Origin of the sequence: Pedobacter hiemivivus (assembly GCF_004331685.1) — a bacterium.
Classification (GTDB): domain Bacteria; phylum Bacteroidota; class Bacteroidia; order Sphingobacteriales; family Sphingobacteriaceae; genus Pedobacter; species Pedobacter hiemivivus.
Genome location: NZ_SJSM01000038.1, coordinates 1 through 14,190, shown reverse-complemented (window position 1 = coordinate 14,190; position 14,190 = coordinate 1). Strand labels below are relative to the sequence as shown.

The window sequence follows — 14,190 nt, the reverse complement described above, 5'->3', positions numbered from 1 at the left end:
GCTTTAATGAAGATATTATTATACAGCCTTATGGCATTATTGCTATGTGTAACCCCTACAAGTGCACAGCTGATGCAGGGAAAAAATCAATTCTCTAAAGCCGACACCTTGCGTGGTACACTAACACCACTACGTAGTTGTTATGATATCAATTACTATCACCTCGATGTTAAAATAGATATACCTAACAAATTCATCAGTGGCAGCAACGAATTTAAGTTTACCGCCACACAAAACTTCAGAAAGCTACAGTTCGACCTTTTTGCCAATTTAAAAGTAGATAAGATTCTTTACCTCGGAAAAGAACTTCCTTTTAAACGTGAATTTAATGCGGTGTATGTTACCTTTCCAAACGATGTTATAAAAGGGACTAAAGAAAGCTTTACCGTACATTATTCTGGGAACCCGGTAATTGCCAAAAACCCACCATGGGATGGTGGATTTATTTTCAGCAACGACAAATCAGGCAATCCCTGGGTATCTGTCGCCTGTCAGGGTTTTGGAGCGAGCTCCTGGTGGCCTACTAAAGATCACCAAAGTGATGAAGTAGACAGCATGTTGATCAGCATTAGCGTACCAAAAGACTTACAGGAAATCTCGAATGGCAGATTGCGCAACACTGTAGAAAAGCCCGATGGATATAGGCAATACAACTGGTTTGTAGCTAATCCCATCAACAATTACAATGTAACCACCTATATAGGCAAATACTCACATTGGACAGATCAATATGCCGGTGAAAAAGGGAAACTATCCTTAGACTTCTGGTCATTAAAAGAAGACAGTACGCTTGCCCGTCCACATTGGGATGCAGATGTGAAACCTATGCTCAAATCCTTTGAATATTGGTTTGGCCCCTACCCTTTCTATGAAGATGGATATAAGCTTGTACAAGCCCCACACCTCGGGATGGAGCATCAAAGTGCAGTAGCGTATGGTAATAACTTTAAAATGGGCTACATGGGCAGCGACCTATCTGGCTCTGGCTGGGGTTTAAAGTTCGATTTCATTACTATCCACGAAAGTGGGCACGAATGGTTCGGCAATAACATCACCACAAAAGACATTGCCGATATGTGGGTCCACGAAGCTTTCACTAATTACTCCGAAGCTCTATTTACCGAATCAGCATCTGGAGAAGATGCCGCATCAGCTTATGTAGTGGGGATCAGAAAAAATGTTAAAAATGACATCCCAATCATTGGCAAATACGGAGTCAACCAGGAAGGTTCAGGAGATATGTATTACAAGGGAGCAAACCTTGTGCATATCATCAGGCAATTGATCAATAACGATGAAAAATTTAGAGAAATACTAAGGGGATTAAATAAAACCTTTTATCATAGCACAGTAAGTACCAAACAGGTGGAAGACTACATTGCTACCCAAAGTGGATTAAAGTTAAACAAGGTTTTTGACCAATACCTGCGCCATACCCAGATTCCTGTACTCGAATATCAAATCAATGATGGTGTACTTAAGTACCGATGGATAGCCGATGTAAAGGACTTCGATATGCCGGTAAAAGTAACGCTAAAACCGGGTAGCTTCAGTTTTATTACACCATCTACTCATTGGAAAACTACCGCTATCGATAAGGCAATCAGTAACGAATCCTTTAAACCAGATCCGAATTTCTACATCAACAAAAAACTAGCCAACTAAAACCTGGTATAAATAGCCAATTGAATTGCGTTATTGGTCGTATTCCTTGTACGACCATCAATAAATTGGTTTAGATAGCCTGCTTCTACATCAAATCGTTTGCTAAATCGGTAACCTACGGCACCGTACGCTCTGTTTTGATCAAATAGCTTACCGTTCAGCTTCTCATTGTTTTGAACATTGAAAAACAATTCATTTTGTAAGGCCACAAATGGTCCTTCAACAAATGGCACTTTAGGATCAGAAAATGGAAGGACAAACCTCACAAAATACCTTAGCCTTTGTGAAAAAACATCGCCTCCGGCAGTTTCCGCAAAACGCTGCTCCAACCTAAAACGATGTTGCGCATAAATCGGTTTAATCTTATGGGTATAAATATATTGCTCCCAGATGCGGTGCTCCGTCAATGTATTATTGGCCAAGCCATCACCTTTTAAATAAGTATTTGCCAACAGATATCCAACAGTCGCATTGCTATTCTTATTGATATAGTAAGTTGCTCCAGGTCTAAATAGAAAATTCTGAACGCCATCCCAGTTATCAGCAGACCTTAGCTGAACATCAAGGTGCAGGCCCCATTTGTCATTAAGCTTGGTGCTGTTCAAAAACAGAAACCAGCCAGAGTTTTGACTTACATGCTGAGAAAAACCACTCAGTACAAAAAGAGAAAGTAAAAAGGTAAAAGTGAAATGTTTCATATGTTTAGTGTCGGATCAAAATGCTAAAATATAAAACAAAAATAAAAGGTGCTGTATCATTTTCCATGATACAGCACCTTTTATGCCGTCGTCATCCTGAATTTATGATACAGCCCTTTTATTTCAGCAGATGCAATACTAGAACTGAAAACCTAGTACTGTATAATTCTGAATGTATTGAATTTTCTGACTTGCGCCATCAACATCATTTCTTCCAGTTGTACGGATCTTACTCAGGTCGATATGACCAACCTTTGTACTATTCTGTAGGTAAAGACCTTTAGTGATGTACAACTTGAAACCAAGCTTAGCAGAAATACCATAACCGGCAATATTCCAGTAGTTGTTTTCTCCAACCTGAAAAAAACGAACATCTGTTCTTGGCACAACTAAACCAGCCCCGATTCCGGTCTCCATAGTTAATGAAGTACGTTGAGAAGGTGCTACCCAGATATCATCATATCTTTCCAGCTCCACACTAGCATAGTTTAAACCATCAGTATGCTCAAATTTTAACATTTCAGGCCCTACCGTTAGCGATTCCCCATTATATACACCAGCATAGCCACCAGTGGGAATGCCAGGATTAGAAACCATAGGATCTATATGGCCATCAATCTTCACCGTTTGCGGAATATCCATCACGTATTTCATGTGGTCCCAGCCCAGAGATATACTATAATTATCCTTGATAAAATAACCAAAATGAAAATTAAACTGTGGTATACTGATCCTTTTTGGATCCAGATATGCCCAGCTCAATTTAGTTTGCCTATCGTGTGCTACCACATCCCTAAGTGTAAAATCATAACCCGGTCCCTTAAAATTAATATCACTTTTGTTATACCAGGAATGGTTATATCCCCACATCGCAAAGAAATCCCCTTTTCTTGAGAAGTTTCTTTTCCGCTCATTACCGAAGATACTTTTGCCAATTTTTGGCCCTTGTGTAGCAGTCGTATTATTTATTTGTGCGCTTAATTTTTTTGAAAAAATTAATAAAAAAAGAAAGAAATAATATTTTTTCACGTAGAAAATAATTGAATCGCAATCAACCCACCGGGTTTGCTTAATAAAAAAATAGAAATGCGTAAACCAAAAAAAGACCCGCAATTGATACGGGCCTTTTATTTACAATCTTAGACTAAACGCCTAATAACAATCTTGCAGGATCTTCAAGTAATTGTTTAACCCTTACCAGGAAGCCTACTGACTCTCTACCATCGATGATTCTGTGGTCGTAAGATAACGCCAAATACATCATCGGACGAACAACAACCTCGCCTTTTTCAGCAATCGGACGCTCAATGATATTGTGCATTCCTAAAATAGCCGATTGAGGCGCATTGATGATTGGAGTAGACATCATTGATCCAAAAACACCACCATTGGTAATGGTAAATGTACCACCTGTCATTTCCTCTAACGTCAATTTGCTATCACGTGCTTTTGTAGCCAGTTCAACTACTGTTTTCTCAATTTGAGCAAGGCTCATGCTTTCTGCATTTCTGATAATCGGAACTACCAAACCTTTAGGTGCAGAAACAGCGATAGAGATATCAGCAAATTCGTTATAAACAACAGACTCACCATCAATACGAGCATTTACTGCAGGGAAATCTTTCAACGCCTCACATACTGCTTTAGTAAAGAAGCTCATGAATCCCAAGCCTACACCAAATTTCTCTTTAAACTGATCTTTATATTTTCCACGCAAATCCATGATTGGCTTCATGTTCACCTCATTAAATGTGGTTAACATTGCTGTTTCATTTTTAACAGTAACCAAACGTTTTGCTACAGTTTTGCGCAATGGCGACATTTTTTCTCTGCGTTCGTTTCTTGAACCCGCAACAGGAGCCGCAACTGGAGCTTTAGGTGCTTCAGCTTTTGCAGCTGGTGCAGACTTCTGCGCATTCAATGCGTCCTCTTTGGTAATTCTACCATCAACACCGGTTCCTTTAACCGAACCAGCATCAACACCTTTCTCAGCCAAAATTTTGCCCGCCGAAGGCGATGGAGTACCAGTTGCATAGCTTTCGCCTGATCTTTCTGCTACCGGAGCAGCAGCTTTATCAGCCGCAGCAGCTGGTTTTTCAGCAGCAGGAGTAGCCGCCGCTTTTGGTGCAGCGCCACCATCTTCAATTTTACAAACTACAGCACCAATCGCTAAAGTATCACCTTCAGCTGCTACTGTTCTTAAAGTTCCGGCTTGCTCTGCAGTTAATTCAAATGTTGCTTTATCAGACTCTAATTCTGCTATCACCTCATCCATTTCCACTACATCGCCATCATTTTTCACCCAACGGGATAAAACAACTTCGGTTATCGACTCGCCTACTGGCGGAACTTTTATTTCTATACTCATAACAGTTGTATTATTTTTCTTCTAATCTACATTAAATACTTTACTCACAGACTTCTTAGCTATTTTTTCATCCGTTTCAGAAACAGTCATCTCAAAAGCTTTAGCCAAAATGTATGCTTGCTGATCTGCATGTTGTTTTGCATAACCAGTAGCTGTACTGCTGCTTTCTTTTCTCGAGATTACTTCGATATCATTGAAAGATGTTTTTCTAAGTCTACGCAACAAATATGGCCATGCACCCATGTTCTCAGGCTCTTCCTGTACCCATAGTGCTTCTTTAGCATTTTTATATTTGCTATATACAGTTTCCATTTGTTCTAATGGCGTAGGATACAATTGTTCAACGCGAACAATAGCTACATCCTTAATCTGCTCTTTTTGCTGTTTCTCTAATAACTCGTAATAAATCTTACCGCTACAGAACAATACTCTTGTAACGTCAGCAGCTTTTAAATTAGGATCCGCAATTACTTCCTGGAATTTACCATCTGTAAAATCTACCAAAGGCGAAACACACATCGGATGGCGTAATAAACTCTTAGGCGTAAACACCACCAAAGGTTTTCTAAAATCACGTTTAAACTGTCTACGTAAAGCATGGAAGAAGTTTGCAGGAGTAGTACAGTTAGTTACCTGCATGTTGTAATCTGCACAAAGCTCCATAAAACGCTCAATCCTTGCAGAAGAGTGCTCAGGACCTTGTCCTTCATAACCATGAGGTAATAACATCACCAATCCGTTTTCACGTTGCCATTTTGTTTCCGCACTGGCGATATATTGATCCACAACAATTTGTGCACCGTTAAAGAAGTCACCAAATTGAGCTTCCCAAATCGTTAAAGCATTAGGGTTGGCCATAGCATACCCATATTCAAAACCTAAAACACCGTACTCAGACAAATGTGAATTGTAAATGTCAAACTGAGCCTGTTGGTCAGATACATTTGCCAATGGTGTATATTCTTCTTCCGAATCTTCTAAAGTCAATACCGCATGACGGTGCGAGAAAGTACCACGTTTAACATCCTGTCCACTTAAACGTACTCTTTTACCTTCTGCAAGTAAAGTACCATAAGCCAGTTGCTCACCCATAGCCCAATCAAATACATGAGTGGTATTCGCCATTTTACTACGCTCATCAAAAAGTTTCTCAATTTTCTTGAAGAACTTTTTATCACCTGGTAAAGCACTTATTCTTTTAGCAATCTCCAATAAGGTAGATTCCTTTACAGCAGTACTTGGCGAGCTTTCAAAATCTTTAGGTGTAGCGATACGCATATCAGACCACGCACCACCAAACTTCACATCCTGATAAGTAGAGGTAATTGATTTCGCCTCATTTAAACGCTCCTGCAAAAATCCACGGAATGATTTTTCCATTTCTTTGGCAACACTCGCTTCAATTGACCCCTCTTTTACCAATTGTTCGATATAAATATCTCTTGAATTGGCATGTTGCTCTATCGCTTTATAAAGCAATGGTTGCGTAAATTTAGGCTCATCAGATTCGTTGTGCCCAAACCTGCGATAACATAAAATATCAATGAATACATCGTTTTTATATTTCTGACGATATTCCATAGCCAGATTAATCGCATAAACCAAAGCCTCCACATCATCCCCATTTACATGGAACACGGGCGACAAAGTAACTTTTGCAATATCCGTACAGTAAGTACTGGTACGCGCATCTTTAAAGTTTGTGGTAAAACCAATCTGGTTGTTAATGATCAGGTGAATCGTACCACCTGTTTTATAACCATCCAAACCAGCCATTTGAATCACTTCATAAACGATGCCTTGTCCAGCAACTGAAGCATCACCATGGATTAAAATAGGTGCAATACGGGCATCATCCCCACCATATTTAAAATCAATTTTAGACCTGGTCATTCCTTCAACAACTCCATTCACTGTTTCCAGGTGAGAAGGGTTCGGGCAAAGACTCAAGTGAACACTCTTACCATCATTTGTGGTTACATCTGTTGAGTAGCCAAGGTGGTATTTAACGTCACCTCCAAATGGAGAATCCGCGCTATAAGCCTTACCTTCAAACTCAGCAAAAATATCTTTATATGATTTCTGCATGATATTGGCTAGAACGTTCAAACGTCCCCTGTGCGCCATACCAATTACAAATTCTTCAATTCCAACCGCAGCACCTTTTTCAATTACTGAATCTAGCGCCGGGATCAATGCTTCGGCACCTTCCAATGAGAATCTTTTCTGACCAAGAAATTTGGTACCTAAGAAATTCTCAAAACAAACCGCCTCATTCAACTTCGTCAGCATTCTTTTCTTTTCATCAATCGAGAAACTTGGCGTGTTGCGCACACTTTCCATTTTATGCTCGATCCATGAAAGAACTTCAGGCGTACGTACATATTTATACTCTGCACCTATAGAACGGCAATAGGTTTGCTTTAAGAAAGCAACAATGTCACTTAATTTCGCAGCACCAATACCCAATTCAACACTTGCATTAAAAACGATATCTAAATCAGATTTAGCTAAACCAAAATTTTCAATATCCAATGTCGGTAAATGCTGACGCCTTTCTCTTACAGGGTTAGTATGCGTAAACAAATGACCACGCTGGCGGTAACCATTGATCATGTTTAACACATTAATTTCCTTTAAAAAGTGCTCTGGAGCTTCAGAACTAACAGAAGTACCCGAAGAATCTCTTCCAAAGTCAAAACCTTCAAAAAATTTCTGCCAGCCGAATTCAACCGAATTTGCATCTTCTTTATAAGATTGATATAAGGACTCTATGTATTCGGCGTTTGCGCCGCTGAGATAAGATAAATTATCCATTATTTTTAAGTATGCTATAAGTGATGCAAAATTAGGATTTTACCTTATAAAACAGGCAATTTTCTTTATAATTCTTTAAGAAAATCAACCACATCACAAACATTCTTTAAAGGGGTCAACCGATCCTTTGGGAGAATTTCAAATTCCGAGATTAGGCTGCCAGCAACAAGTAGAGGCACATCAACATGATCGGCCACTTTCTCTACAACTTTATTGATATCTTTTCCAAGATGTAAAGATGTCAATACAATAAAGGCATAATCCGGCTCATAAGAATTAATCGCTTTTTTTAGATCAACATAAGGAACTTCGGCGCCCAAATAAAGTGCATCATGTCCATATGTCTTTAACAAATACCGGATAAAGAGTAAACCCGTTTCCCGCATCTCCCTTTCAGGCAAAAAAAGCAAAAACCTTTTAGGATTGGCTACTTTAGGTTTTTCAACCCGATCAATCTCTACCACAATCCGATCTCTAACCAGATTAGATGCAAAATATCCTTGCGAAGGATCTATACTACCGGTCTGCCACAACAACCCAACGCGCTTCGCAAAAGGAAACAAAACCACATCCATAGTTTTGATTAAGCCCATTTCCTGAATACAACCCGTTAAGATTTCTGAAAATGCAAACTCATCATAGTTTATCATTGCACTTGAAAGAGTCAACAACTGAACCGTTTCATTGTCCCAGTTTGTTTTCAGCTCACGAACCAATTCAAATATTTGCTGCTGGCTCAGTTTAGCGATCTTGCTAATTTTATAGCCGTTCTCGTTCAATGCGACTATATTGAGCAACATCTTTAAATCCTCTCCATCGTAATATCTGATATTGGTAGATGTCCGTTTTGGGGGCACAAGATTGTACCGTACTTCCCACACTCTTATGGTGTGGGCTTTTATACCAATAAAATTTTCTATATCACTGATTGAATACTTTCTCACGTCAAATAAAACAACAAATTTTGAACACGCTTGTCTAAAACACAAATATGTTAAAATTATTGACGTTAAAGAAAACTTTTATCAGTTAAGCAAAAGATGGGCTATCGGAAATAGCTATATCAAGAATTTTAATTTGCTTGCTTAGATCGAATCCATTTTTGGACTTGGTATCCTTATCTACACCTGCCACGCTTGCCCAATTCCCCCAATTACTGGCAGGAGCATAATCGATTAGCTTTTCTTCAAAATATGCCGCGCCACAAGTCCAGTGGACACCTAATACATGAATAAGAAACGTAGCAACCAACAATCTACCCGGATGTGGAATAAACCCAGTATCATTCAACTCCTTCATGTACTTGTCAACAATTGGGTTTCCAGTATGACCAATTTTCCAATTTTCCAAAGCAGGATCTATTGATGCAGTCGCGTCAATGATATCATTCTCCAGCCCCTTTTCCTGAAAAAAAGCAATGCCATGTTTTTTAAACATAAACCTGAAATAATCACGCCATAACAAACCCAATAACATCTGGTTAAAGTTACCATTGCTTCCAAACTCACGTTCAGCATCTTTAACCTGCCAATATACCTTTCGTGGCGACAAGCAGCCTAAAGTTAGCCACACCGATAAGTGAGAAGAAAAACCTGGTTTATCAACGGTAGATTTACCATTTGTTTTCAGATAAATATCAGCGCCTTCCGCCAACAACGATTTTAAATGTTCCAGACCGGCATCTTCACCTCCAATAGCATATGCTGCTCCGAAATTACCACCGTTTTCAGCAAAACCTAACTCAATTAAGGATGGTAACTCCCCCCAGTTCTCATTTTCAACAAACGTGATCTCTTCTGGAGACAAGAAGCATGATTTTACAATTGCATCCCTTTCCGTTTTCTTTTTAAACTGTGCAAAAACATCAGGAATGTCCTTTATTGGAAAAGGAAGATCTTCTTTATTATATAAGGTATGTCCTATAAAATGTTTAAGGTTGATTTTAAGCTCCCACAAAAGATCTTCAACATCATCAGAAATTAAAGTCTCTTCTGGTCCAACTTCACGGTGATGGTACACCTCTGCAATATCAAATTGCGTAACCAAATCTTTTATATGATCCTCTGGTCTGCCATGAATCAATAAAATATCACCACCCATTTTACGTAACGTATTTCTTAAAGACAATACACTCTCCACTAAGAACCGCGCTCTATAAGCACCTGTCTTAACAGTACCGAACCTGGTATCTTCGAAGTAACGTGGATCAAAGAAATAAACGGGTAAAATACTGTCAGATTTAGCGATTGCCTCAACCAACATTTCATTGTCGTGTAAGCGGAGATCGTTTCTAAACCAAACTAATATTTTCTTATTCCTCATTAATTTCAAGACTAAACCTATACTATATATTTCAAAAATATGCCATTTTTTATCCTAAAACTAATATTACGGCAATCTTTACATAAGCAGAACAAAATATTTACTAAAAAAAGATAATTTAACAAACCAAATCACAGATCATTTAGTTATATAATAACCAATAAGTTTAAGTATCAAACAAACAATACCTAAATAAGGCGCTAATTGTTTTAATTTCCTGATACTGTATTCATCGAACCTAAAAACCCTCTTCAAATGAACAAGCGAATTCTGATAACCGGAGCAACGGGAATGATAGGTAAAAAACTAATCAATGCCTTACAAGAATCTGGACACACCGTGTCTGTTCTCAGCAGAAAACTAAGAGACATTCCAGGGGTAAAAGTATTTCTGTGGGATGTTTACAGTGGCCACATTGATGCAGATTGCATGACTGGCATAAATACAGTCATCCATTTGGCCGGCGAGAATATTGCACAACAGCGCTGGACAGCCAAACGTAAACAACAAATCATTGATAGCAGGGTATTATCCACCCAACTGCTTTACAAAACCATAAAAGAGAGCAATGCTGATGTAGGCACTTTTATATCTGCCTCTGCCGCTGGTTATTACGGCGATTGCGGGGATGAAATCCTTACCGAAGAGAGTCCGGCAGGTTATGGGTTTATGGCCCAATGTTGTAAGCAATGGGAAGATGCGGTAGACAAGGGTAAATACCTGGGGCTAAGAATCGTAAAATTCAGAACCGGCGTTATATTGGCAAAAGGAGAAGGAGCACTAGCATCCCTTGAAAAGCCAATTAAATTCTTCCTTGGTGCACCTTTAGGCACGGGCAAGCAATGGATCCCCTGGATTCACCTCGATGACATCATATCGATGTATAAAAACGCCGTAGAAAGCCCATTAATGGCTGGCGCATACAATGCCTGCGCACCATTCCCAGTAACCAACGACACGCTAACCAAAGCCATCGCCAGCAAATTAACCCGACCGGTATGGCCTTTTCATGTACCTGAAAAAGTACTCAAATTGGTCCTCGGAGAAATGAGTGAAGTTGTATTCATCAGCTCCAATACTTCTGCCCAAAAACTATTATCAGCCGATTTTAAATTTAAGTACACCCAACTTATCGATGCCTTATCGGATATTTACGGCAGATAAATGACTTCATGAAGAAAGAAATAAGCATCTGTTGGTTACGTAGGGATTTAAGAATAGCAGACAACGCAGCATTATATCACGCTTTAAAGGGGAATTACCCTGTTTTACTACTGTTTGTATTCGACATAAACATACTTTCTAAACTACCCAATAAGGACGATGCGCGGATAACCTTTATTTACGACACACTTCAGCAACTCCAATCAGAATTAAGCCAATTTAATTCCTCCATACTGATAAAACACGGAACGCCAGAACAAGCATGGAATGAAATCCTAGATACCTACACCGTTAAAGAAGTTTACTGCAATCACGATTATGAACCTTATGCCAGCAAAAGGGATAATGCAATTGCAGAATACCTGACTAGCAAAAACATTCCATTCAAAACGTTTAAAGACCACGTCATCTTTGAAAAAAACGAAGTCTGTAAAGCAGATGGAAAACCTTATACCGTATTTACCCCATACTTCCGTCAATGGCGACAAAAACTACAGCCCTTTTACAGTAAAGCATATCCGGTAGAAAAATACATCCAGCGCTTACTTCCTATACAAATAGAACATAACCCATCTCTCCAACAATTAGGTTTTACGCGTGCTCTACAAACATTTCCAACCAAAGATTTTGAAACAAAGCTACAGGCTTATGAAGACCATAGAGATTACCCAGCCCGAGACGCAACCACACATATTGGCCTACATCTCCGTTTTGGAACCATAAGCATACGCAAAGCTGCACAACAAGCGTTAATGCAGGGCGCAGAAAAATGGTTATCCGAATTGGCCTGGCGAGATTTCTACATGATGATCCTCTGGCACTTCCCACATACTGTTCAACAATCCTTCAAACCAGCATACGACAATATACAGTGGGTCAATAATGAAGTCGATTTTGATCACTGGTGCAAAGGCAATACCGGATATCCTCTAGTCGATGCAGGAATGCGCCAACTTAATAACACAGGGTATATGCACAATCGGGTAAGAATGGTAGTGGCTAGTTTTTTAACCAAACATCTTTTAATAGACTGGCGTTGGGGTGAAGCCTATTTTGCGGAAAAACTATTGGATTATGATCAAGCTAGCAATATTGGTGGCTGGCAATGGGCTTGTGGATGTGGAAACGATGCCGCACCTTACTTTAGGGTGTTTAATCCTGAGCTACAAGCTAAAAAATTCGATCCCAACAACGAGTACATTAACTACTGGGTACCCGAGCTAAAACAACAAAAGCATGTCAAACCTATAGTTGAACATGCTTTTGCAAGAGAAAGGGTATTAAAAGTATTTAAAACCGCTTTAGCTATATAATACTTTATGGAGCCGTAATACTTACCACTTCAATATCGAAATCAAGACAAGAGTTCGCAGGAATAGTAGTATTTCCAATCCCATCAGTTTGAGCAGATTTACCATAAGCTAAATCAGAAGGAATCAACAATCTAATCTTTCCGCCTACTTTTATATTTCCTGGGATGCCCAATGTCCAACCTTGAATTACCTCATCAAGGTTAAACTCAACACCATCAGCAGAAGAATCAAACACAGTTCCATTCAGTAATCGCCCAGTATATTTTGCCTTTATTTTCGATGTAGGTAAGATGTCTGCGCCCGTACCCACACTTGAAACAATATATTGAATCCTACTAGGCGGTTTCACTGTTACCAAACTATTAGCCGTAACAAATTTATTGATTAGAAAATTATCTACTTGGTACTGATGATCAAGCTTAGGCAAAGACAGCTCAATTATAATGATCTCATTCGACTCCACCCCTAAAGCAGTATTCCCATTTTTACCAAATGCCATACTCGAAGGGATAATAATTCTCGCAGTACCACCTTTTTTTAGTTTAGCTAAGGTAAGCCTAACGCCTGGGATGGTCTTAAAGCTAAACCTGTCTGTATAACCTAAAAATGTTCCAGGAATCTGGTAATCACCGTTTTTAATTATCGAAACGCCATTTGCGCGTTTAAAATCATAAGTATAATATACAGAGTCTGTATTGGCAACAGCAGCACCATCACCTGGGGTGATGATCTGATAATAATAGCCCAATGTATCTTTAACCCCAACAAGGTTATTTTTAGCAATGTAATCCTCAATTGCACGCGTATCTATAACTTCAATAGATTCGTACTCCTTATTACATGAATTGAATAGAACTAAACAGCCTAACAAGGCAAAGGCATATAATGATAACTTTTTAATCATTTGGGGTTTTTATTTATAGAAACTATTGATAAAGTAATATCTAATATTGAATTCGGTGGAATATTAGGTGATGTTACGACTCTTTGCTGATAACCCAAAGCAGATGGAATAACCATTCGGATTGAACCGCCTACTTTTATTAAGCTCACGCCAGTTTTCCAGCCCTCTATATAACCAGGGAGCATGAACTTAAACGTACTATCCAGGCTTTTGGCCAATGGCAAGGAGTCTCTTAAAATTTTTAAAGTATAATTGCCATAAACGGTATCTGTGTTTAGAACTTCAGTTCCGGTCCCCGGTCTGATGATGTTATAATACAAACCTGAACTATGTTTGGTAAGCGTTTTAACATTACTATCAGCCATATATTTGACAATCATTTCGTCGTCAATTGCCAGCTCTCCTGCTTGATCATAAGGCACTTCCTTTTTGCAGGCAACAAAAGCTACCGCTAACAAAAAAAGCCCCAACAAGACACTGGTTTTTAACATAATTCACAAAAATAGTCTTTTATTACCGATGGCACAATTTTTAACCAATTTTAACAATTTTCATTGCTCCTTATCATGCACTCGGTCGCAATCTTGCCGTCATCCTGAATTTATTTCAGGACCACGCACCTGTAAGGCCTTTCTCTTGAGAGATCCTGAAATAAATTCACTGTTGTCCGGAGAAAATGATAAAACACAAAAAAAGCGGCTTAATAAATCATTAGGCCGCTTTTATATTTTAAAATTGATTTCAAAGCCCCCAAAGCTAAGCTGATTAGTTTTAAGTGCTACAGGTAACTTATCTGGGTCGTTTAAAAAAGTGAAAAGATTAATGTAACTCATCAGATGTAGTCTTATAATTGAACTAAGGTTCGAGAAAGACCATTTTCTTTTAAGCTGCACTTGAATCAGTTTGACCAGTAAATCAGATATAAACGCACACCATATC

Annotated in this window: 11 protein-coding genes and 1 pseudogene; 3 read left to right on the top strand and 9 right to left on the bottom strand. The window is 38.9% G+C overall.

The features are described 5' to 3' along the window. Window positions 1–6 precede the first annotated feature (6 nt). Entirely contained in the window at window positions 7–1,665 is a 1,659-nt protein-coding gene (locus EZ444_RS26210) for a M1 family metallopeptidase (RefSeq protein WP_131612871.1), read from the top strand. Here the strand turns inward: EZ444_RS26210 and EZ444_RS26205 are convergent. The 6 genes from EZ444_RS26205 to EZ444_RS26180 all read right to left on the bottom strand — a co-directional run bounded on the left by EZ444_RS26205 (window position 1,662) and on the right by EZ444_RS26180 (window position 9,870). Continuing rightward, on the bottom strand, window positions 1,662–2,363 hold the full coding sequence (locus EZ444_RS26205; RefSeq protein WP_131612870.1) for a DUF2490 domain-containing protein: 702 nt from the start codon (window positions 2,361–2,363) through the stop codon (window positions 1,662–1,664). The two genes, EZ444_RS26210 and EZ444_RS26205, sit on opposite strands and share 4 nt — an antisense overlap. Window positions 2,364–2,501: 138 nt before the next feature. Beyond that, entirely contained in the window at window positions 2,502–3,392 is an 891-nt protein-coding gene (locus EZ444_RS26200; protein ID WP_131612869.1) for a hypothetical protein, read from the bottom strand. A 115-nt stretch (window positions 3,393–3,507) separates the two neighbouring features. Continuing rightward, the gene (gene odhB / locus EZ444_RS26195; RefSeq protein ID WP_131612868.1) at window positions 3,508–4,731 is read right to left on the bottom strand and encodes a 2-oxoglutarate dehydrogenase complex dihydrolipoyllysine-residue succinyltransferase; all 1,224 of its coding nucleotides are present in this window, start codon (window positions 4,729–4,731) and stop codon (window positions 3,508–3,510) included. 21 nt (window positions 4,732–4,752) lie between these two features. Continuing rightward, window positions 4,753–7,548 carry a 2-oxoglutarate dehydrogenase E1 component gene (locus tag EZ444_RS26190; protein ID WP_131612867.1) on the bottom strand — a complete coding sequence of 932 codons (2,796 nt, stop codon included), beginning with the start codon at window positions 7,546–7,548 and terminating at the stop codon, window positions 4,753–4,755. Between the two features lie 65 nt (window positions 7,549–7,613). Continuing rightward, the gene (locus tag EZ444_RS26185) at window positions 7,614–8,492 is read right to left on the bottom strand and encodes a MerR family transcriptional regulator (protein WP_225874861.1); all 879 of its coding nucleotides are present in this window, start codon (window positions 8,490–8,492) and stop codon (window positions 7,614–7,616) included. Window positions 8,493–8,577: 85 nt separating this feature from the next. Continuing rightward, window positions 8,578–9,870, bottom strand: coding sequence for a DASH family cryptochrome (locus EZ444_RS26180; protein ID WP_131612865.1), 1,293 nt, complete (start codon window positions 9,868–9,870; stop codon window positions 8,578–8,580). Window positions 9,871–10,125: 255 nt separating this feature from the next. On the opposite strand from EZ444_RS26180, the gene EZ444_RS26175 reads away from it, so the two are divergent. Together EZ444_RS26175 and EZ444_RS26170 are read left to right on the top strand one after the other, a co-directional pair. Continuing rightward, on the top strand, window positions 10,126–11,034 hold the full coding sequence (locus tag EZ444_RS26175; RefSeq protein ID WP_131612864.1) for a TIGR01777 family oxidoreductase: 909 nt from the start codon (window positions 10,126–10,128) through the stop codon (window positions 11,032–11,034). Window positions 11,035–11,042: 8 nt separating this feature from the next. Further along, complete coding sequence (locus EZ444_RS26170) at window positions 11,043–12,347, top strand: cryptochrome/photolyase family protein (RefSeq protein ID WP_131612863.1); 1,305 nt, start codon at window positions 11,043–11,045, stop codon at window positions 12,345–12,347. A 4-nt stretch (window positions 12,348–12,351) separates the two neighbouring features. Here the strand turns inward: EZ444_RS26170 and EZ444_RS26165 are convergent, their stop codons facing one another. The 3 genes and pseudogenes from EZ444_RS26165 to EZ444_RS27520 all read right to left on the bottom strand — a co-directional run. Next, window positions 12,352–13,251, bottom strand: a complete 900-nt coding sequence (locus tag EZ444_RS26165) for an FKBP-type peptidyl-prolyl cis-trans isomerase (protein WP_131612862.1) — start codon at window positions 13,249–13,251, stop codon at window positions 12,352–12,354. Continuing rightward, window positions 13,248–13,742: an FKBP-type peptidyl-prolyl cis-trans isomerase gene (locus EZ444_RS26160; protein WP_131612861.1), complete on the bottom strand. Its 495-nt coding sequence runs from the start codon at window positions 13,740–13,742 to the stop codon at window positions 13,248–13,250. The genes EZ444_RS26165 and EZ444_RS26160 overlap by 4 nt, the downstream gene beginning before the upstream one ends. 231 nt (window positions 13,743–13,973) lie before the next feature. Further along, window positions 13,974–14,190 (bottom strand): annotated as a pseudogene (locus EZ444_RS27520) (hypothetical protein); the annotation flags it as partial.